The sequence below is a fragment of the Massilia aurea genome, assembly GCF_024753205.1.
Classification (GTDB): Bacteria; Pseudomonadota; Gammaproteobacteria; order Burkholderiales; family Burkholderiaceae_D; genus Telluria; species Telluria aurea.
On the sequence record NZ_JANUGZ010000002.1, the window covers coordinates 506,014 to 527,624 of the forward strand.

Below are 21,611 nucleotides of genomic sequence, written 5' to 3' on the forward strand. Positions count from 1 at the left end.
CGACTGGCTCAGGCAGCGTCGCCAGGTGTGGCAGCGGCTGCCTGTGGCGGGGCCAGCAGCAGCTTGAGGCGCCCTTCCAGCACCCGGAACTCGAACGGCGTCGCCATCTTGCTGACCTCGCCATCGACGGCGACCTTCAGGCGCTTGCGCCCGTATAGCGACGGCGTGCGCACGGTCATGCGTTTGAACGAAAACGCCACGACGTCGTCGGCGCCACCCAGCTTGCCAAGTGCACCGCGCACCAGCAGGCCCAGCAGCCCAAGTTTACCCATCGGCTTGGGCGCCAGCGCCGCCAGCTGGCCATCCTCGACCGCATCGGTCAACTGTTCCATGCCGACCTGCTCCATCTGCAGGCGATTGTTCCCCACGAACAGCGTCGTCGTGCGCAAACGCTGCTCTTTACCATCGAGCTCGAGCCGGATCTGCAGGTGGCGATGCGCCCGTAGCGTCATCTTGATGGCCGACAGAAACGCGACCACGCGGCTGCGTCCGAACTCGCGCTTGTCGTGCTCGCGTTCTTCGAGCAGCGCCGGATACAGGCCGACACTCGCATTAACCAGGAAGATCTTGTCGTTGAGCATGCCTACCTGCACTGGCTTGATCTCGCCGCGCAGCAGCGCATGCACAGCCTCGGCCAGGTCTTCCGGAATCCCGTGGGTGCGCCCGAAGTAGTTGAAGGTGCCTTGCGGCAGCACGCCAAACGCGCACCCGGCCAGCACCGCCTGGTGCGCGACCGTGTTGATGGTGCCATCGCCGCCAGCGGCCACCAGCACGCCCCCGCTGGCGACGGCCTTGGCCGCCATGTCCTTCGCGATCTGTTCGATGCGCTCGGGCTCGTCCACTACTTCCAGATGGCACACGCGGCCACCGGCGTCCATGACCTCGTTGATCGTGGAGATGCGCATCTCGGTTTCGGAATGACCCGATCCCGCGTTCAGAACAATGAAGAAAGGAGCGTCAGGTAGCAACTCGGTGGCTGGCATCGCAAGGTCGATTCGGTAAGAGTGGTTGATCGAGAATGCAGCCATCGTATCACCGGCATTGAAGCCGCTGGGTGCGTTACACAACGCTCGCGTGCAGGGGCCAGGACCCTGAGCGCAGGATGCGAAGCATGAGCGAATTTCATCGTTGGATGAGATAACATCACTTTTATTCAATCGACTGGCTGGTCATAATCGACGGACCGGGCACACACAGGTGTGCTCTCAATCCCGGAGCAGCTGGCTATGATGAATGAAGATTTTACGTTTGCGATCAAGACCGTTCGGTTCGATGAACATTACCGTCCGGCCGATGGCACGCGGATCACGACCAATTTCGCGAACCTGGCCCGGGGAGAACATCGGCAGGACAATTTGCGCAAGGCCCTAAACATGATGGACGCGCGTTTCAATGCGCTGGCCCAGGCGGACAATCCCAGGGGCGATCGTTACGCCCTCGAACTCGACATCGTGTCGGTCGAGATGGCGTTGTCGGCCGAAGGCGGTGGTGATGCGTTCCCGCTGATCGAAATCCTGAAAACCACGATCGTCGATCGCGAGACCAATCAGCGCATCGAAGGCATCGCGGGAAATAATTTTTCCTCGTATGTGCGCGATTATGATTTCAGCGTCCTGCTGTCGGACCACAACAAGGACCGGCAGGAATTTGGCGTCCCGGAGAACTTTGGCGACCTGCACGGAAAGCTGTTCCAGTGCTTCATCGCGTCGGCGGCGTACAAGGAACATTTCGGCAAGCCGCCGGTGATCTGCCTGAGTATTTCAACCAACAAGACGTACCACCGCGCCGACCGTCAGCATCCTGTACTGGGCGTGGAATACGTCCAGGATGAACCTTCCCTGACCGATCAATACTTCAGCAAAATGGGATTGAAGGTGCGCTACTTCATGCCGCCCAATAGCGTTGCGCCACTGGCCTTCTATTTTGTCGGCGATCTGCTGGGCGACTACACCGATCTGGAACTGACAGGCACGGTCAGCACGATGGAGGCGTTCCAGAAGATCTACCGGCCCGAGATCTATAACGCCAATGCTTCGGCAGCGAAACACTTTCAGCCGAAATTGAAACACCAGGATTATTCACTGACGCAGATCGTGTACGACCGGGAAGAGCGCAGCCAGCTCGCCGTCAAGCAGGGGAAATTTGCTGAAGAACATTTCATCAAGCCATACCAGCCAATCCTCGAGCGCTGGGCAGCCAGCTACACCTTCTGAAGACCAAACACGCAAAGCGATCTGACATGAAAAAATTATTGCCCACTTCAACCGCCGGCAGCCTGCCAAAACCCGCCTGGCTCGCAGAACCAGAGACCCTTTGGTCGCCGTGGAAATTACAGAACGAAGAACTGGTCGAGGGCAAACAGGATGCATTGCGCTTGTCGCTCGAAGACCAGCAGCAGACGGGCATCGATATCGTCAGCGATGGCGAGCAGACCCGCCAGCACTTCGTCACGACCTTTATCGAACACCTGAGCGGTGTCGACTTCGAAAAGCGCGAGACGGTCAGGATCCGCAATCGTTACGATGCCAGCGTCCCGACCGTGGTTGGGGCCGTGAGTCGCCCAAAGCCGGTATTCGTCGACGATGCCAAATTTTTGCGCCAGCAAACGAACAAGCCGATCAAATGGGCCCTGCCCGGCCCGATGACCATGATCGACACGCTCTATGATAGCCACTATAAAAGCCGTGAAAAGCTGGCCTGGGAATTCGCAAAAATCCTGAACCAGGAAGCGCGCGAGCTGGAAGCAGCCGGTGTCGACATCATCCAGTTCGACGAACCGGCCTTCAATGTGTTTTTCGATGAGGTCAATGACTGGGGCATTGCCACGCTGGAACGGGCCATCGAAGGCCTCAAATGCGAGACCGCGGTCCACATTTGCTATGGCTACGGCATCAAAGCCAATACGGACTGGAAAAAGACGCTGGGCTCGGAGTGGCGCCAGTACGAATCCATCTTCCCGCAGCTGCAAAAATCGAACATCGATATCGTCTCGCTGGAATGCCACAACTCGCATGTTCCGATGGATTTGCTGGAACTTATTCGCGGCAAGAAAGTAATGGTTGGCGCGATTGACGTGGCCAGCAATATTATCGAAACGCCGGAAGAAGTTGCCAATACCTTGCGCAAGGCACTGAAGTTCGTCGACGCCGACAAGCTGTGCCCTTGCACCAATTGCGGAATGGCGCCGTTGTCGCGGCACGTAGCGAAAGCCAAGCTGGCTGCGCTGAACGCAGGCGCAGAGATCATTCGGCGGGAACTGTCAGCCTGATCCAGGTAACGTTGCAGGGCCATGCAGGCCGAGTGTAGACAGTGCAATCCTACATTCGCGCCAGCTTCGGGACTATTCGTGCGCCGCAGATACCTGACTATCATGAGGCCATATTTCATGACGAGGAGATCAGCATGGCCATGCAAAATAAAGACAATGACGTCAACGCACATCGTGATCAGCAGCGTATGGGTGACGGCACAGGCAACGACGACACCGCAAGCGAGCCGGCCGCAACTGAAGACGACCAGCAGGCCGCGATGCCGCCAAGTGAGACTGACGACGACCAGTACGACCAGGGGACCGTGAAGCGAGAAAGCTGAGCGTCGTTCTTCAGATGGAGGCGGCCAGATAGCCGCTACCAGATGCCTGTAACAGCATCCGTATCACCCGCCACCCACACGGCGCGTCGTCAGCTGTCGGCCAGTGATCCGGATCCTGCAGCAACTGATACATCACGTAAGCATCGATATAGCCCAGGCGCTTGTGGCGAAACGCCTTGGTCAGTGTGCCGACCATCGAAACCCATAGTTTCTTCCGCAGTCCGATAGCCGGCCCATTCATGCTGACCACTCCGCCCATGCAATGCCGGGGTTCCAATCGGGGTCAGGTCTGACATTCAGACACGAGCTCAACGATAGGTCTATCCGCAACACTCCTTTTGCTTACCCAGAGTTTAGTGTTGCGTCGATCGGTTGAATCCGAGGCCAAACACAGACATTGGGATTATTGTATCGGGTTGCCAAGATTGAAAATGCTACGAATGACCGGTTTCTGCCCGAGAGACACATGCAACCGCATCCGCAGCACCCTTCACCCGCCCGGCGCGTCGTCAGCCGTCGGCCAGTGATCCGGATCCTGCAGCAACTGGTACATCACGTACGCATCGATATAGCCCAGGCGCTTGTGGCGAAACGCCTTGGGCAGCGTGCCGACAATGGAAAACCCGAGCTTCTTCCACAGACCGATGGCCGGCCCATTGGTGCTGACCACATGGTTGAATTGCATCGCCAGATAGCCGCGGCTGCGCGCTTCATTCAAGCTGTGCTGCCCCATCGCGCGGCCCACGCCTGCCCCCTGCGCCGCCGGATTGACCATGTACGAGGCATTGGCCACGTGGTGGCCGCGCCCGACCTGGTTCGGCACCAGGCGGTACATGCCCAGCACGCGGCCGCCCGGGCTCACCGCGACAAAACTGCCCACGCCCTCGCCCAGCCAGTAGTGGTAACCGGCTTCGCGGGACGTCGCCGTGCTGAAGACATAGGTTTCACCCGCCTCGATATGGGCGCAAAAAATAGCCCAGATCGACTCGAAATCGGATTCGAGCGCAGGGCGGATAACAAGGTCTTTCACAACAATCTACGGGAGTGCCAGGACAGGGCGGTCCGCTATTTTGCCTGAAAGTACACGAATTATCACGCGCTATATTGACAGTTTAGCCACGGCCGAGGCGGAAGTCGGCGCTGCCTGGCCGGCCCTGCAGATGCAGGCGGCTGGCGGCCGCTGGCGCTTCGGCCACGACCTGGCCGCGCCGCAACACGAGGCGGCGCGGAGCGCGCAGGCGGATCGCTTCCACCGTCGAGCCGGCATCGAGGATCACCAGATCGGCGTGACAGCCCGGCGCCAGGCCGTAGCCGTCGAGCCCGAGGATGCGCGCGGGCGTCTCGGTGATGGCGGTAAAGCACGACTGCATCGCTTCGAGGCCCGTCATCTGCGCCACGTGCAGGCCCATGTGCGCCACCTCGAGCATGTCGCCCGAGCCCATGCCGTACCACGGATCGAGCACGCAATCGTGGCCGAAGGCGACATCGACGCCCGCTGCCATCAGCTCGGGCACGCGCGTCATGCCGCGCCGCTTCGGGTAGGTGTCGTTGCGACCCTGCAGCGTAATGTTGATGAGTGGATTGGCGATCGCTGCCACGCCACTCTCGGCGATCAGCGGAATCAGCTTGCTCACATAATAATTGTCCATCGAATGCATCGACGTCAGATGCGAGCCGGCCACCCTGCCCTGCAGCCCCAGGCGCTGCGTTTCATATGCCAGGGTTTCGATGTGGCGCGACATCGGATCGTCGCTCTCGTCGCAGTGCATGTCCACGCGCAAGCCCCGCTCGGCCGCGAATTCGCACAGCAGGCGGACGGATTCGGCGCCCTGCGCCATCGTGCGCTCGAAGTGAGGAATGCCGCCGACGACGTCGACGCCCATGTCGATCGAGCGCTTCAGGTTCTCGAACGCGTTGGCGCTGCGCAGCAGGCCGTCTTGCGGGAACGCGACCAGTTGCAGGTCGAGATACGGCGCCACACGGCGTTTGACTTCCAGCAGCGCTTCGACCGCCAGCAGCCGGTCGTCGCAGACGTCAACGTGGGTGCGGATCGCTAGCAGGCCGCGGGCCACCGCCCAGTCGCAATAACGCAACGCGCGCTCGATCAGCGCATCCTGGCTCAGCTGCGGTTTCAGCTCGCCCCACAGCGCGATGCCTTCCAGCAAGGTGCCGCTCTGGTTGACGCGCGGCAGGCCGTAGCTCAGCGTGGCATCCATATGGAAGTGTGCATCGACGAACGGCGGGCTGACCAGGTCGCCGGCGGCGTCGATCTCGCGTACGCCCCGTGCTGCCAGTTGCGGCGCCAGCGCCGCGATGCGGCCGTCCAGAATGCCGATGTCGATGCCGGTGCGGCCATCGGGCAGCGTGGTATTGCGGATCACGAGGTCCATGGTGACTCCATTGAGTGGTTGTCCGATTGTAGCAACTGTGGCACAACCGTATGGCAATGCTGCAACGCAATATCATCCTCGCCGAATAAGCGACCGACGTTCATTGCACCGGCCAACAATCGTGGGTACACTGACTTTATTGCAGCGCGCCATACTTGATAGATAGGAAACTTCATGACCTCACTCTCCGAGCAGTTGTCCGCAGCACCCAACAATTACTTGACTGCACCGATGAACGCTCAGCTCACGGTGCTCAATGCACTGGCCACTCAGGCAATCGACAGCGCCAGCCGCATCACGGCGCTGAATCTGACCACGTCCCAGGAAGTCCTCGAGCGCTCGGCGCAGACCGCCCGCCAGCTGATCGGCGCGCGCGATGCGCGTGACCTCGCCGTGCTGCGCAGCCATGCCGAAGAACAGGTGCACAGCCTGTTTGCGTATAGCCGCGAATTGCTCGGTATCGCTGTCGGCGCCCAGCCATTCCTGCTGCGCAGCGCAACGCCTGCACCTGCCCCAGCGCCGGTAACGGCGCCGGTCGCCGAGATGGCGCCGGTCGCCGACATGGCGCAGGCCGTCGTCGATGCCGGCAAGGCCACCGCCGACACCGTACAGGCAGCGGCCGAGCGCACGCTCGATGCGGTTGCAGCGGCGCCGTTGCCAGAACCCGTCGCCGTCGCTCCGGCGCCGGTTGCCGAAGCGCCCGAGCCGGAAGTCGAAGCAGCGCCACAGGCAGAGGCGGCGCCCCAGCCTGCCCCGACCATCGACGCCGTGGCCAGCGTGCTGCAGGAACCAGCACCCGATGAGGTGGCACTGGATGTACTGTCCAGCCCTGCGGCGGCCAAGCCCACGCTGATCGCCCAGGCTGCCGGCAACGGCGCCGTCATGGCCGCGACGCCACCGGCGCCAGCGGCCGCGACGATCGAGCGACGCGACCCGGACGCCCCTGCCACGGCGGCCACCCCACGCCGGCGCCGCAAGTAGCACTGGGAAGGCGCCATCGCCAGAGCGCAGCAGACAACGGCCCCAACCACGGTGCCGCGCTGCGCCAACTAGGCAAAACGACTACACTAGCGGGCTCTGGCCCGCTTTTTTTTCGGGCGCAACCGCAAGGAATTCGAATGAGTTTGTCCAGGCTGATCGGCGGCTTCGTGCGCCGTCATTGGCAATCCTATGCCTCGTCGGCCGTGATGCTCGTCGGCGTCGCGATCTGTACGGTTCTCATCCCCCGCAAGGTCGGCGCACTGGTCGACGCGCTCGCCAACAACCGCCTTGGCGAGCAGGACCTCCTGCTCGGCATCGCCCAGGTTCTCGGCCTGGGCGTGGCCATCTACGTGCTGCGCGTGTGCTGGCGCATCCGCCTGTATTCGGCCGCTTACCAGCTCGGCGTCGAGCTGCGCACGCGCCTGTATGCGCGCCTGGCCGCGCAAGGCCCCGCCTTCTATCAGCGCCAGCGCACCGGCGACCTGATGGCGCTGGCCACCAACGACATCGACGCCATCGAAATGGCCGCCGGCGAAGCCCTGCTGGCCGCGTTCGACGGCACGCTCACGCTGGTGATGGTCCTCGGGATCATGACGCTGGGCGTGGACTGGCGCCTGGCGCTCGTCGCGCTGTTGCCGTTCCCGCTGATGGGGCTCGCGTTCTGGTACATCTCGACCCACATCCAGAAGGCCGAGGGGGATGCGCTTAAAGGTTTCTCGAAGCTGAACGACCATGTGCAAGAGTCGCTGTCGGGCGTGCGCACGCTGCGCGCCCTGGGCCTCGAAGCGCGCAGCAGCACCCAGTTCGGCGTGCTGACCGCCAACGCGGCCGAGGCCAGCCTCACCGCGCAGAAATGGGAAGCAGCCTACGAGCCCGCCGTTGGCCTTGCACTGACTGCCGCCACCGGCCTGACGCTGGGCCTGGGCGGCTACCTGGTCTGGCAGAACGAGCTGACGGTCGGCGCGCTGACCAGCTTCACGATGTACCTGGGCCAGCTGATCTGGCCCATGTTCGCCGCCGGCTGGGTGGTCACGCTGATCGAACGGGGCCGCGCCGGCATGGCGCGCCTGCAGCCGCTGCTCGAGGCACCGCTGTCGGTCGAAGACGCCGGCACGATCGACCAGGTGGGCCAGGGCCCGCTGGTACTCGAAGGCGTCACGTTTACGTATGGCGTGAACGGTGCCAGTAAAGACGGCGCAGCCGCTGACGACACGGCGCAGGCGCCCGCCCTCTCCGGCGTGTCCGTCACGCTCGAACCCGGCCAGACGCTGGGTCTCGTCGGCCCGACCGGCTCGGGCAAATCGACGCTGCTGCGCGTGCTGCTGCGCCAGGCGACGCCGCAACAGGGCCAGGTGCGCTGGGCCGGGCAGCCGCTCGATGCCTATCGCCTGAGCGCCCTGCGGGGCGCCACCAGCTGGGTGCCGCAAGAGTCATTTTTGTTTTCGTCCACGATTGCCGAGAACATCGCGCTGGCCCGACCCGACGCCTCGCGCGCCGAGATCGAAGACGCGGCGCGCATGGCCGCCATCCACGATGACATCCTGCGCTTCCCGTATGGCTATGACACACCGGTCGGCGAAAAAGGCATCACGCTCTCGGGCGGCCAGCGCCAGCGCGTCGCGATTGCCCGTGCGCTGCTGGCCGATAATCCGCTGCTGCTGCTGGACGACGCGCTGTCGGCGGTGGACACCGGCACCGAAACGCGCATCCTCGAACACCTGGCCGAACTGCGCCGGGCACGGCCCGAACGCGCCGCCATCATCGCCAGCCACCGCCTGTCGGCAGTGGTCGGGGCCGACCACATCGTGGTGCTGCGCGCCGGGCGCGTGATCGAAGCCGGCACGCACGACGAACTCTTGCTGCTGGATGGCTGGTATGCCAGCCAGTGGCGCTATCAACAACTGGAGGCCAGCCTTGACGCAACCTGAAGCAACGCTGGACACAGCCGACGCATCCACCACCACGCCGCCGCCCACGACCGATAACAGCCTGGAACGCGGCGTGATGCGCGACCAGGCCAAGTTGGCCACGCGCCTGCTGCGCCGCGCCGCCGCGCCCGAACAGCGCCACCTGATCATCGCCACGCTGTGGCTGATCCTGGCGGCGGCCTTCGAAGTGGTCGGCCCGCTGCTGGGCAAGGCGCTGATCGACGACCACCTGCTGCCGCGCCATCTCGACTGGCCGCAGATGGCCCTGCTGCTGGGCGGCCTGGTCGTCACCGGCTGGGTCTCGAGCTGGGTGCGCTACCTGCAGCTGATCCGCCTGTCCGGCGTGGCGATGCGCTCGGTGCAGCGCCTGCGCGAATGGGTCTATGGCCACGTGCTGCGCCTGCCGATGGCCTTCTTCGACCGCGCCATCACCGGTCAGCTGGTCAGCCGCGTGACGAACGACACCGAGGCCGTCAAGACGCTCTATATCCAGGTCCTGTACGTCATGCTCGACAACTCGATCGTCCTGATCGGCACGATGGTCGCGATGGCCTGGCTCGACTGGCGCCTGATGCTGATCGTGCTGTTGCTGGTGCCGGCGGTGGTCGGCATCGTCTGGCTGTACCAGCGCCTGTCGGCGCCGGCAGTCACCCGTGCGCGCGCCCTGCGCAGCGACATCAATGCGCAGATGGCCGAGTCGATCGGCGGCATGACCGTCCTTCAGGCCAGCAATGCCGAGCTGCGCTTCGGCGAACGCTTCCTCGTCACCAACCGCACCCACTACACGGCGCGTCTGGCCGAGCTGCGCGCCAACGCCTTCCTGCTGCGTCCTGCGCTAGATCTGCTCAACGTGGCCCTGCTGGCGCTGGTGATCTTCGCGTTCGGCCAGCGCGAGATCGGCGCGGTCGAAGTGGGCGTGCTGTACGCGTTCGTCAGCTACATCGCGCGCGTCGTCGAGCCGCTCATCCAGATCACGATGCAGTTCAGCGGCCTGCAGCAGGCGGTGGTCGCGGCCGCGCGCGTGAACACGCTGCTCGACGAAGCCGGCGCGCCCGAACATGACGTGGACCGCATCCACGGTCAGAATGCGTTCTCGCCCGACGCACCGGCAGTGAGCGTGCGCAATGTCGAATTTGCGTATGTGCCCGGCCAGCCGGTGCTGCACGACCTGTCGCTGGACGTCCCGCAAGGCGCGTTCTTCGGCATCGTCGGCCACACGGGCAGCGGCAAGTCGACGCTGCTGTCGCTGCTGCTGCGCTACTACGTCGTCGAACAGGGCAGCATCGACATCGGCGGCGTGCCGCTGGCGAAGATCGGCAACGAGCGCTTCCGCAACGAAGTGGGCCTGGTGCCGCAAGACCCGTTCATCCTGGCCGCCAGCGCGCGCGAAAACATCGACATGGGGCGCGGCCTGCCGCTCGAACGCCTGATGGATGCGGCGCGCGCGGCGCATGCGCACGATTTCATCAACGCGCTCGAACAGGGTTACGACACGCAGCTGGGCGAAGGCGGCTCGCGCCTGTCGTCGGGCCAGAAGCAGCTGATCGCCATTGCCCGCGCACTGGCAGGCGAGCCGCGCATCCTGCTGCTCGACGAAGCGACGTCGCGCATCGACAGCGCCACCGAACAGGTGGTGCAACAGGCACTCGAAGAACTGCGCGGCAAGGTGACCATCATCGCCATCGCGCACCGCCTGTCGACGATCCGCGACGCCGACCGCATCATCGTGCTCAACCACGGCCGGATCACCGAAGCCGGGCCGCACGAAGAACTGATGCGCATCGAGGGCGGCCTGTACCAGCGCCTGTATCTGCTGCAGCAAATCGCCCTCTAGGACGGCATGCACCGACTGTGCGTCCGATTTGCCCGCCCCGGCTTATGATGACGGTTCATCATCACTGCGCGCGATCATGACCTTACAACCGGCTGCAGTTCCGTCGTTCAACCAGCCGGGCCGCATGGCCCGGCGGCTGCGCGAGCACGACTGGAGCGTCTCGACGCTGGGGCCGCGCGCCACCTGGCCGCACAGCCTGAACCTGGCCCTGAACATCTGCCTCGACTCGCATTTCCCGATCGCGGTCTGGTGGGGGCCCGACCTGATCCAGTTCTACAACGATGCCTACCAGCCGATCATCGGCGACGACAAGGACGTCACGGGCTTCGGCGGGCCGGCCTTCGACTCATGGCAGGAAATCTGGGACACCATCGGCCCCATGGTCGAGCAAGTCATGCAACAGGGCGAAGCCGTCCGGGGCGAGGATCTGCCGCTCTGGATCCGCCGTAATGGCGTGCTGGGCCTCGCGCATTTCACGTTTTCGTACAGCCCGATTCGCGACGACAGCGGCGCCGTGCTCGGCATGTTCACGGCGGCCGTCGAAACCACGGCGCGCATGGACCTCGAACGGCGCCAGGCGTTTCGCCTGAAGCTGGCGCAGGACCTGCGCCAGATGCCGGGCCCGGACGCCGCGATGCAGGCGGCCAGCCTGGCGCTGAGCGACTACCTGGGGGCGCCGTTCGTGCGCCTGGGCGCCATCGACGCGGCCACGCGCTGCCTGGTCCTCGAACCGGCCACGCCGGACGGCGCCGCGCTGACGATTGCGCTGGACGGCCCGCTCGCCGCCTGGCACACGGCGCTCGATGCCGGTGCGCCCGTGCGGCTCGACGACCTGCGCGATCAGGCGCCCCTGCCCGGCATCGCCTCGCTGCTGATCCTGCCGGCCATCGAGGATGGCAGCGTCGGCACGGTGCTGGCCGTCGGCAAACATGCGCCGTACCGCTGGACCGATGGCGACGTGCTGTCGGCCCGCGAAAGCCTGGACCAGATCGAGGGCGTGCTTAGTCGCCTGCGCGCCGAGCAGCTCGTGCGCCAGAACCTTGCCACCGAAATCGAACGCCTGCGCCACATGTTCGACCAGGCGCCCAGCTTCCTGGCCGTCACGCAGGGTCCGCAGCACGTGTTCGACCTGGCCAATGCGGCCTTCGGGTCCCTGGTGGGCGAGCGCGACATCCTCGGCCTGCCAGTGCGCGCCGCACTGCCCGAGCTCGGGGGCCAGGGTTTCTTCGACCTGCTCGACGAGGTGTATGCAACGGGCGTGCCGTTCATCAGCCGGGGCACGCCAATCAAGCTTCAGCGCACGCCGGACGCACCGCTCGACGAACTGATGGTCGATTTCATCTACCAGCCGGTGCTGGATGCCGAAGGCACCGTCTCCGGCATCCTGATCGAAGGCACCGACGTCTCGATGCAGTACAGCGCCCAGGCCGAACTGGTGCGCGAGCGCGACCTGAGCCAGCACGTTTTGTCGAGCATGAAGGAAGGCTTTGCCATTGTCAGCAGCGACCTGACGGTGCGCCAGGTGAACGACGAAGGCGTGCGGCTGGCGCAGCGCCCGCGCGAGGCGATTGTCGGCATGCCGGCCGGCGCGGTCTGGCCCTGGCTTGATGGCGACGCGACCGACGCGCTGTCCGGGCGCGTGCTGGCCAGGCACGCCGCCGAGATCCGGGACGTGCCGTTCGCGTGGCCGGACGGGCGCCAGGCGTGGATGGAGCTGCGTATCTACCCGTCGCTCGACGACAGCATGGCGCTGTTCTTCCGCGACATCACCGAGCGCAAGGTGGCGCAGCGCCAGCTGCGCGACGCCGACAAGCGCAAGGACGAATTTCTGGCCATGCTCGCGCACGAGCTGCGCAATCCCCTCGCCCCGATCGGCGCCGCGGCCGACCTGCTGCGCATGGCGCAACTCGATGAAGCGCGCCTGCGCCAGACGAGCGGCATCATCACCCGGCAGGTCAGGCACATGACAAGCCTGATCAACGACCTGATGGACGTCTCGCGCGTCACGCGCGGCCTGATCACGCTGGAGCACGACATCCTCGACGCGAAAGCGCTGATTGCCGATGCCGTCGAGCAGACCAGGCCCCTGATTGCCGCGCGCCGGCACAGCCTGGACGTGCACACGCCGCACGAACCGGCCTTCGTGCGGGGCGACCAGAAGCGCCTCGTACAGGTGCTGGCCAACCTGCTGGGCAATGCGGCCAAGTACACGCCGGAAGGGGGCGAGATTGCCGTGTCGCTGGAGGTACGCGGGGCGCTCGTGCGCTTCACAGTGCGCGACAACGGTATCGGCATGGCGCCGTCACTGATTGCCAGTGTGTTCGAACTGTTCATGCAGGGGGAACGCACGTCGGACCGCTCGCAGGGCGGTCTGGGCATCGGCCTGGCCCTGGTGCACAGCCTGGTCGAGCTGCATGGCGGCGCCGTGTCGGCGCACAGCGCAGGTCTGGGCCAGGGCAGCGAATTCACGGTCGTGCTGCCGGCCGTGGCGAGCGATGTCGATGCGCTGCCCGCGCCGGCGCACCGGTTGCCGGCGCCCACCGGACCGCGCCTGCGCATCATGGTCGTGGACGACAATGTCGATGCGGCGCAGATGCTGTCGATGTTCCTCGAGGCGGCCGGGCACGACGTGGTCACCGAACACAGTCCGTATGCGGCGCTCGAACGCGCGCGGGTCGACACGGTCGATGTGTTCCTGCTCGATATCGGGCTGCCCGACATGGACGGCTACGAACTGGCGCAGCGCCTGCGCCAGCGCGCCGGTGGCGCAGGCGCTACCTTCATCGCGATCACCGGCTACGGGCAGGAGTCTGACCGCGGCTCAAGCATGAACGCGGGCTTTTCGTACCACTTCGTCAAGCCGGTCGACACGCTGGAACTGGCGCGCCTGCTGGCGACGCTGGCTGAAAAGCCGGCCAGGTTCAAGGCCGGCTCCAGTTGATGCAACCGCCAGGCGCGCCCGCCCCGCTCACCAGCAGCGCGCCGTGCCGGTACAGGGTCAGGTGATCCCGGGTCGGGATGGCCATCACGACCACGCCCATCGCGCGGTCGCTCCAGACCAGGCGTCCGTCGACGGCGTCGAGCGCGGCGAATACCTCACGCGGTCCGGCGCCCGGATGAAACACGACCGTGGTGAGGTTCTGGCCGGGTGGCGGCACCAGCGCCCAGCCACCGAGGGCCGCGCTGCCGGCGGCCAGCAGCACCAGGCCGGCCACCGAACCGCGTGCGCCCGTGCCACCAGCGCCCGGCCGGCGCAGCCAGCGCAGGCCCAGCACCAGTGGCGCGATGCCGAACACGACGAGCCAGGCCAGGTCCCACAGCAGCGGATCGGGACTGTCGACGCGGATGCGGTGGATGCCCAGCAGCCAGTGCGACAGCAGCGCATCGATTGCATGCCATGACCCGAAGCCGGCCAGCATGGCGCCCGCCAGTGGCCGGCCCCAGTGCATCGCGCCGCGCCGCTGCGCGCGCCACAGGCCCGCCAGCCCCACGATCGCGACCACGTACATCAGCAGGTGGAAGTAACCGTCCCACAGCACCTGCAGGCGCAAATCGTCCATCCCGGGCACGAGACTGAACAGATGATGCCATTGCAGGATCTGGTGCAGCAGGATGCCGTCGAAAAACCCACCCAGGGCAAAGCCCAGCGTACCGCCCCACCTGACCCACGGTGATTTCCACATGACCGACCTCTACCGGGTTAATTGTCCGGCCAGTATAGGTCGATGGTTCGGCGGCGCACGCACGCTTGCCTGCGCCACGTGGGACACTTGGAAACGATGTCGCTGTGTCATTTTCAGAACATTTCACGACAAACTGAATTTCTTCTTTGCAACAGCAATATAATATTTCAAACCAACTTCCGCCGGCCTACTCCCGGTGCGACGAAAACCACGGCATGTTCGCTATCCTGCATCGCGCCCTGTTGCGCTCCCGCTTCAACGCCGTGGCCTTGTCACTGTGCGTTGCGTCGGCCTGCGCGCTGGCCAGCGACAGCCCGGCGCTCGACGCGCGCTTGGCCGAGATTCGGGAAGCCAACCGCATCGTTCCCGAACGCGCCCTGCCAATGCTCGAAGCCATCGAAGACGAGGCGCGCGTTGCACCGCTGCCGCAGCGAATCGAATTCCTGAACCAGATGGCCTCGGCCCGCCACGGCATCGGCCAGCATGCCCAGGCCGTCGCGCTGGCCAACGAGCTCATTGCGCTGGGCCGCCAGCACGATCACACCGGCGCGCTGGCCAAGGGTCTGCTGATGCAAGGGTATTCCGCGTTCGCCCAGCACCGTCCGGGCGAAGCACACCGCCTGATCTGGGAAGCCGAAAAACTGGCCAACACCACGAACGATATCGACCTGCGCGTGCGCGCCGCGATTTCGTCGGGTGAATCGTATGCCGAGGAAGGCAATCTGCCGCGCGCCCTGCAGGGCCTGCAGGGCGCTGCTGCGCTGGCGCGTTCGAACGGCGATCCGGTCCATATCGTGATGGCGCTGTACTCCCTGGCGCGCCTGTACACCCAGATGCGCGAACCCGAAAAAGGCTTCGACGTGCTGGACGAGGCCTACGCCGCTGCGGCCAGTGCCAACTCGCCCGGACGCACGGTGCTGCTCAAGCGGATCGAATATGGCCTGGCAATGGACACCGGCCAGAACGAGCGCGCCCTGCGCGCGCTGCAGGACGGCCTCGCGCTCGAGCGCAAGATCGGCGCCACCAGCCGCATCGCCGGCACCCTGGTCAACCTGTCGGACTGGTATCTGAAGATGGGCGACTACCGCAACGCCGTCGTCTACGCGCAGCAGGCGCTCGACGCGCTGAAAACCCTGAACGATCGGCGGCTCGACGCAATCGCGCACCTGAACCTGGGCCAGGCCTTTCTGGCCACCGGCCGCCTCGTCGAGGGCAAGCGCCATATCGAGACCGGCATTGCCGGCTTCGAGGAAATGGGCGACAAGCCCGAACTGCAAACGGCACTGGTGGAATACGGCGTGGCGCTCGAGCGCGTGGGCGACCTGCCAGGGGCCCTGAAGGCCTACCACCGCGAGCGCACGCTGTCGAACGAACTGTTCGAAAAGCGCCGCCAGCAGGCCATGCTCGAGCTGCAGGAGAAGTACGAGGCCGAACGCAAGCAGCGCCAGATCGAACTGCTGCGCAGCGAGAACACGATCAAATCGGCCGAACTCGACAACCGCCGCCTGCAACAGCGGGTGTGGTGGCTGGTGCTCGCCGTGATCGCGCTGGCGGCCATCGTGGTGGGGCTGTTGTACCGCAAGGTGCGCCACGCGAACGCGCAGCTGCACGCCAAGAACTTCGAGCTGAAGCAGCAGAGCGTGCGCGACCCGCTCACGGGCCTGTACAACCGCCGCCACTTCCTCGAGTACATGCGCGCGCTGCCCCAAGCGACGCCGTCAGCGGCCGGGGCGGACGGCGTCGGCGCGCTGTTCCTGCTGGACGTCGACCACTTCAAGCACATCAACGACACCCACGGCCACGCGGCCGGCGACACGGTGCTGACCACGATCTCGGCCAGCCTGGCCGAGATCCTGCGCGAGACCGACATGATCGTGCGCTGGGGCGGCGAAGAGTTTCTGGCCTTCCTGCCCTCGGTGCCGCGCCACCGGATGGACGAAGTGGCCGCGCGCATCCTGGGCGGCATCAACGCCACCGTCATCGATCATGCCGGCGTTGAGATTACCGTGACCGTGTCGATTGGCTTCGCGCCGTTCCCGCTTGCCATCGGCAAGCAGGCGATGGCCTGGGAGCGCGTAGTCAACCTGGTGGACATGGCCCTGTACATGGCCAAATCGCATGGCCGCAACCGCGCTTACGGCGTGCGCGGGTTCGCCGATGGCGAACGTGTGAACCTGGATGTGATCGAGCAGAACCTGGAGCACGCGTGGCGCTCGGGCCAGGTCGACATGGCCATCGTGTACGGCGATCCGGACATGCCGCGCGCCGCCAGCGCTTAAGTCGGCGCGGGCGATTTCCGGGTTCAGCGCGAAGGATCGGCCAGCGGGTGGTCGCGCCGGCCGGCATCGATGCGCGCCTTGACTTCGCGCGTGCGCGCGTCCTCGCCCCAGCGTTTGGTAAACGTGGCCAGGCGGGTACGCGCCTGTTCGAAGCTGCCCGTATTCAGCAGGCGCTCAATGGCATTGTTCGCGGTAGTCCACGCGGCGCGGCGCTGCCCGGCGCGCGTGCAGGCCGCGGCCGCCGTATTGAGCGCACTTTGCACCTGGCGCAGCTGCTCGGGCGTCGCACGCGTCTTGCGCAGCGCAATCAACTCGTCCTGCGCGTCCTCCGGCTTGCACTCCTTGGCCAGGGCGACGGCCGACGCCATGCGGCGCTCGATGCGGGCCGCGGTCGGCTTGGTCAGCATCCAGGCCAGCCACAGAAGGCCTAGGCCAATGAGCCACCAGCGCAGGCGGATCGGTTTGCGCGTCGGAGCAGCCGGGCGTGGTGCGGGATTGGCGCGCACGGGTGGCACCGGCGGCGCTGGTGGTGCCGGCGCCGGAATCGGCTTCGGCGCTGGCGGCGGTTGAACGACTGGTGCCGCGATGACCGGCGCTGGCGGCACGGGCGGCGCGGGTGGCGCGGGTGTTACGGGGAGTACGGGAAGCACGGGCTGCATCACGACCGGCGGCGCCGGCACGGCGCTGAGCGGCCGCTGCGCCGTTCCGCACCACGGACAAAAATCGACCGGCTGTGGAAACGCGCGGCCGCAGCCGGGATTGATGCAGGAATCGTTGTGTGCCATGGTGCCCCGTATTTCGCTGTTGCCGTACATGCCGAAAAACGGCCTGCCAACCGCTGTCTTGATCGTGATGGAAGGCCGCATGATAGCGCCCCGCACGGCCACGCGTCGCGCTGTTTGCCCGGTAGCGCCGCCTGCTCCCCCACGGTGCAACGGAACGTATAATGGCCGCTTCCCTCTTCCTTTCTGTGCGCCGATGACCGCTGCCGCCCCCATTCTTTCCGACGACGACCTGCCCGCCACCGTGGTGGACGCCGCGACCGCGCATCTGGCAGCGGTGCTGTCGATCGCCCTCGAACACGGCCCGGCGCACAAGGCGCTGGTCGTGTACGACACGCGCACGCCGCTGGCGCGCGCCCTGCTCGCGGGCTACCGGTGCAATCTGCCCGACGCCGCTTTTGTGGACTTCGACAGCGTGACGCCCGATGCGGTGCTGGCGGCGTTTCGTTCGATGGCCGCGCACGACCTGGTGGTGCTGGTCCAGTCGACCAACTTCCGGCTCGACGGTTTTCGCATCCGCGTCGAGCTGTTCAAGCTCGATTTAAAAGTGATCGAGCACGTGCACCTGTCGCGCATGCCCGGCATCCAGGGCGAACACTATGTCAATGCGCTGGCCTACGACCCCGCCTACTTCCGCGGCACCGGGCGTGCGCTCAAGGCGCTGATCGACAGCGCGCCGCATGGCCGCGTGATCGGCGGCGGCGAGACACTCACGTTCGCCTCGCCGTTCGAAGCGGCCAAACTGAATATCGGCGACTACAGCGAGATGAACAATGTCGGCGGCCAGTTCCCGATCGGCGAAGTATTCACCGAAGCGCAAGACCTCGAAGCCGTGCATGGCCGGGTCCAGATCCACGTGTTCGGCGATACCAGCTACCGCTCGAACCATCCCGACGTACCGGTCACCTTGATCATCGAAGCGGGTCGCGTGACCGGCACCGAGAACGCCACACCCGCCTTCGAGCAGGTGCTCGAGAACATCCGCCTCGAGGAAGGCGAAGTGTGGGTGCGCGAGCTGGGGTTCGGGCTGAACCGCGCCTTCACGCGCGACTTGCGGGTGGACGATATCGGGACGTATGAGCGCATGTGCGGCATCCACCTGTCGCTCGGCGCCAAGCACGGCGTGTACACGAAGCCGGGCTTCAAGCGCAAGGATGCGCGCTTTCACATCGACGTGTTCGCGGTCACCGATGCGGTGTTTCTGGGCGACGTGCAGGTATATGCCGATGGACGCTGGCTGGCCTGAGCCGGACCACGCCGGCCTGCCGGTGGTATGATTTCGACCTCATTCACCGAGCTACCATGATGCCAGACACCGTCCCCCAGCATGTCAGGGAAATCCAGGCCATTGCCGCCGTACCGCGCGTACTCGAAACCGTGGCGACCATGACCGGGCTGGGGTTCATCTGCATCGCGCACGTCACCGACACCACCTGGACCACCTGCGCCGTGCACGACGAGCTCGGGTTCGGCCTGCAGGCAGGCGACCCGCTGGACGTCACCACGACGCTGTGCCAAGAAGTGCGCGCGACGCGCCAGCCGATCGTCATCGACAGCGTGCGTGACAGCGATTCGTACCGCGACCACCACACGCCGCGCCTGTACGGGTTCCAGAGCTATTTTTCGATTCCGATCTTCCGTCCCGACGGCGACTACTTCGGCACGCTGTGCGGCCTCGATCCCGAGCCGGCGGCGCTGAGCGAGGGCGCCACGGTGTCGGCGCTGACGCTGTTCGCCGAACTCATTTCGCGCCAGCTCGAAACCGAGCGCTCGCTGCGCGCTACCCGCTCGGACCTGCTGTCCGAACGCGAAACGGCCGAACTGCGCGAACAGTTCATCGCGGTACTGGGGCATGACCTGCGCACGCCGCTCAGCGCCATCCTGACCGGCGCCGAACTGCTCAAGCGCCGCAGCACCGATCCGGCCACCGACAAGATCGTCGAACGCGTGCGCAGCAGCGCCATGCGCATGGCCGGCCTGGTCGACAACGTGGTCGATTTCACGCGCGGGCGCATGGGCTCTGGCCTCGCGCTCGAACTGTGCCAGAACGCCGACGTCCACCTGATGCTCGACCAGGTGGTCGACGAGCTGCGCGGCGTGTACCCCGACCGCGTGATCCGGTCCGACATCGCGCGTGACATCGCGCTGCGCAGCGACCCGCAGCGGCTCGCCCAACTGCTGTCGAATCTGCTCAAGAATGCGCTGCTGCATGGCGACAGCGGGGAACCGATCCACGTCGAAGCGCGCATCGACGGCGCCAGTTTCGTGCTCGCCGTGAGCAACGCCGGCCCCGATCTGAGCCAGGCCGTCATCGCCCAGCTGTTCAAGCCCTACTGGCGCGCCACCTCGCGCGCCGGCGACGAAGGCCTGGGACTGGGCCTGTACATCGTCGACCAGATCGCGCGCGGCCACGACGGCGCGATCGGCGTCACGTCAACGGACGGGCGCATCACGTTCACCTTCAGCATGCCGGCGGCATAGCTTTCTTTCGGTCCTTGCCGGCCTGACTGCGGGTGCCCATACTGTTTGCCATTTGTGCAACCATGTCTGGAGAAGAAGATGCGTTCTGCCCTGCCCCGCCGCCACTCCCATGTTGTGTATCTCGCCGCCTGCATCGCAATGCTGGCCGCTGCCGGCGCACACGCCGATGACAGCGCCGACGACAGCGCCGCCATCGCCCGCATCGAGTCCGGCCTGCGCCCGGAAGTCGCCCTGGCCGATGTGCCGGTAGCGCCCCTGGCCTTGACCGACGAAATGAAACGGCTGAACGTGCCGGGCGTGAGCGTGGCCGTGATCAAGGACGGCAAGGTGGCCTGGACGCGCGGCTATGGCGTGGCCTGGACCGGCGGACCGGCCGTCACGCCGCAAACGCTGTTCCAGGCCGCCTCGCTCAGCAAATCCGTGTCGGCCATGGCAGCGCTGCGCATGGTCGAACAGGGCAAGCTCAATCTGGACGCAGGCATCGACCAGGCGCTCACTAGCTGGACGCTGCCGAAGGGTGACGGCATGCCGAGCCTGCGCCAGCTGCTGTCGCACACCGGTGGCATGAGCGTCTCGGGCTTTCCCGGTTACGCGGCCGGCAAGAGCGTGCCGACGCTGCAGCAGGTGCTCGATGGCGCCAGCCCCGCCAACACGAAGGCGATCCGTGTCAACGCCGCCCCGGGATCGGCATTCCGCTACTCGGGCGGCGGCTACACCGTGGTGCAGCAGGCGATGATCGATCGCGCCGGCCAGCCATTTGACGCGACCATGCAGACGCTCGTGCTGGCGCCGCTGGGCATGACCGCCAGCACCTATGCCCAGCCACTGCCGCCAGAGCTGGCGCCCAACGCCGCGCGGCCGCATGACGAGGACGGCAAGCCGTTCCCCGGCGGCGCTTACACCTATCCCGAGCAGGCTGCCGCCGGCCTGTGGACCACGCCGCACGACCTGGCGCGCTTCGCGATCGCGATCCAGCAGGGCGCGGCCGGGGCGACGGGCGGCGTACTCACGCCCGCCATGGCGCGCACGATGCTCCAGCCAGTGAAGAACGACTATGCGCTCGGCTGGCAGATACAGGACCACGGCAAGGGCTTCAGCCACGGTGGCAGCAACCAGGGCTTCAAGGCGGTGATCTACGCTTCCGTCGCTGACGGCAGCGGCGCGGTCATCCTGACCAATGGCGACAATGGCATCGACGTGGCGGCAGGTCTGATGCGCGCCATCGCCTACGAGTACAAATGGGACACCAACCAGACCAAACTGCGCAAGGCCGTCGCGCTCGCGCCGGAAACGCGGCGCACACTGGTGGGCCGCTACCAGCTCGACGCCGTGACGGACTTCGAGATCGCCGAGCGCAAGGGTGAGCTGGTGCTCAGGCAGCGCGGCGGCCAGTGGGAACCGCTGTACGCCGAATCGGACAAGGTTTTGTTCGTATTGTCACGCGACCTCGAACTGCACCGCTACGACGCCGACTTTGGCAAGATCGTGCAGGGCACGTGGGCGCGGGGGTATGCGCGCGTGACAAACATGTACTGAACCATGGAATAAGCATGCAGGCGCCGCCATTGGTGTGGCGCGCGCCACATGTATCCGGATTTTTACAAATACGTTAAGCAATTGACGGATATCAACGATAGAATTCCTGTCATATTTCCAACAACA

The 21,611-nt window shown here is 65.5% G+C and carries 17 protein-coding genes; 11 read left to right on the forward strand and 6 right to left on the reverse strand.

The genetic code is table 11. The annotated features are described in order from the left end of the window. Positions 1-8: 8 nt before the first annotated feature. Positions 9-983 carry a diacylglycerol/lipid kinase family protein gene (locus tag NX775_RS07880; protein ID WP_343829051.1) on the reverse strand — a complete coding sequence of 325 codons (975 nt, stop codon included), beginning with the start codon at positions 981-983 and terminating at the stop codon, positions 9-11. 246 nt (positions 984-1,229) lie between these two features. Here NX775_RS07880 and NX775_RS07885 point away from each other — a divergent pair, with 246 nt between their 5' ends. From NX775_RS07885 to NX775_RS07895, 3 genes are all read left to right on the forward strand, one after another. Then, positions 1,230-2,213, forward strand: a complete 984-nt coding sequence (locus NX775_RS07885) for a DUF1852 domain-containing protein (protein WP_258835984.1) — start codon at positions 1,230-1,232, stop codon at positions 2,211-2,213. A gap of 26 nt (positions 2,214-2,239) precedes the next feature. Further along, positions 2,240-3,268 carry a methionine synthase gene (locus NX775_RS07890; RefSeq protein WP_258835494.1) on the forward strand — a complete coding sequence of 343 codons (1,029 nt, stop codon included), beginning with the start codon at positions 2,240-2,242 and terminating at the stop codon, positions 3,266-3,268. Between the two features lie 134 nt (positions 3,269-3,402). Continuing rightward, positions 3,403-3,591 (forward strand): hypothetical protein, encoded by a 189-nt coding sequence (locus NX775_RS07895; RefSeq protein WP_258835495.1) that lies wholly within the window; start codon positions 3,403-3,405, stop codon positions 3,589-3,591. 10 nt (positions 3,592-3,601) lie between these two features. Here NX775_RS07895 and NX775_RS07900 read toward each other — a convergent pair whose 3' ends face one another. The 3 genes from NX775_RS07900 to NX775_RS07910 form a co-directional block, all read right to left on the reverse strand. Then, entirely contained in the window at positions 3,602-3,832 is a 231-nt protein-coding gene (locus NX775_RS07900) for a hypothetical protein (protein ID WP_258835496.1), read from the reverse strand. A 249-nt stretch (positions 3,833-4,081) separates the two neighbouring features. Next, complete coding sequence (locus tag NX775_RS07905; protein ID WP_258835497.1) at positions 4,082-4,621, reverse strand: GNAT family N-acetyltransferase; 540 nt, start codon at positions 4,619-4,621, stop codon at positions 4,082-4,084. Between the two features lie 82 nt (positions 4,622-4,703). Next, a complete protein-coding gene (locus tag NX775_RS07910) occupies positions 4,704-5,981 on the reverse strand; it encodes an amidohydrolase family protein (RefSeq protein WP_258835498.1) in 1,278 nt (425 codons plus the stop codon). Between the two features lie 174 nt (positions 5,982-6,155). On the opposite strand from NX775_RS07910, the gene NX775_RS07915 reads away from it, so the two are divergent. The 4 genes from NX775_RS07915 (at position 6,156) to NX775_RS07930 (ending at position 13,665) form a co-directional block, all read left to right on the forward strand. Continuing rightward, positions 6,156-6,962 (forward strand): phasin family protein, encoded by an 807-nt coding sequence (locus tag NX775_RS07915; RefSeq protein ID WP_258835499.1) that lies wholly within the window; start codon positions 6,156-6,158, stop codon positions 6,960-6,962. Positions 6,963-7,099: 137 nt separating this feature from the next. Then, on the forward strand, positions 7,100-8,890 hold the full coding sequence (locus NX775_RS07920) for an ABC transporter ATP-binding protein (protein ID WP_258835500.1): 1,791 nt from the start codon (positions 7,100-7,102) through the stop codon (positions 8,888-8,890). A gap of 76 nt (positions 8,891-8,966) precedes the next feature. After that, positions 8,967-10,724 (forward strand): ABC transporter ATP-binding protein, encoded by a 1,758-nt coding sequence (locus NX775_RS07925; protein ID WP_258835985.1) that lies wholly within the window; start codon positions 8,967-8,969, stop codon positions 10,722-10,724. Positions 10,725-10,800: 76 nt separating this feature from the next. Continuing rightward, on the forward strand, positions 10,801-13,665 hold the full coding sequence (locus NX775_RS07930) for an ATP-binding protein (RefSeq protein ID WP_258835501.1): 2,865 nt from the start codon (positions 10,801-10,803) through the stop codon (positions 13,663-13,665). Here NX775_RS07930 and NX775_RS07935 read toward each other — a convergent pair. Then, the gene (locus NX775_RS07935; RefSeq protein WP_258835502.1) at positions 13,646-14,407 is read right to left on the reverse strand and encodes a DUF2243 domain-containing protein; all 762 of its coding nucleotides are present in this window, start codon (positions 14,405-14,407) and stop codon (positions 13,646-13,648) included. The two genes, NX775_RS07930 and NX775_RS07935, sit on opposite strands and share 20 nt — an antisense overlap. A gap of 215 nt (positions 14,408-14,622) precedes the next feature. On the opposite strand from NX775_RS07935, the gene NX775_RS07940 reads away from it, so the two are divergent. Then, complete coding sequence (locus tag NX775_RS07940; protein WP_258835503.1) at positions 14,623-16,686, forward strand: tetratricopeptide repeat-containing diguanylate cyclase; 2,064 nt, start codon at positions 14,623-14,625, stop codon at positions 16,684-16,686. 23 nt (positions 16,687-16,709) lie between these two features. Here NX775_RS07940 and NX775_RS07945 read toward each other — a convergent pair whose 3' ends face one another. Continuing rightward, on the reverse strand, positions 16,710-17,552 hold the full coding sequence (locus NX775_RS07945; RefSeq protein WP_258835504.1) for a hypothetical protein: 843 nt from the start codon (positions 17,550-17,552) through the stop codon (positions 16,710-16,712). A 112-nt stretch (positions 17,553-17,664) separates the two neighbouring features. Between NX775_RS07945 and NX775_RS07950 the strand changes: the two genes are divergently transcribed. The 3 genes from NX775_RS07950 to NX775_RS07960 all read left to right on the forward strand — a co-directional run bounded on the left by NX775_RS07950 (position 17,665) and on the right by NX775_RS07960 (position 21,485). Continuing rightward, positions 17,665-18,714: a hypothetical protein gene (locus NX775_RS07950; RefSeq protein ID WP_258835505.1), complete on the forward strand. Its 1,050-nt coding sequence runs from the start codon at positions 17,665-17,667 to the stop codon at positions 18,712-18,714. A 56-nt stretch (positions 18,715-18,770) separates the two neighbouring features. Beyond that, positions 18,771-19,949, forward strand: a complete 1,179-nt coding sequence (locus tag NX775_RS07955) for a GAF domain-containing sensor histidine kinase (RefSeq protein WP_258835506.1) — start codon at positions 18,771-18,773, stop codon at positions 19,947-19,949. A 78-nt stretch (positions 19,950-20,027) separates the two neighbouring features. Beyond that, positions 20,028-21,485 carry a serine hydrolase domain-containing protein gene (locus tag NX775_RS07960; protein ID WP_258835507.1) on the forward strand — a complete coding sequence of 486 codons (1,458 nt, stop codon included), beginning with the start codon at positions 20,028-20,030 and terminating at the stop codon, positions 21,483-21,485. Positions 21,486-21,611 lie beyond the last annotated feature (126 nt).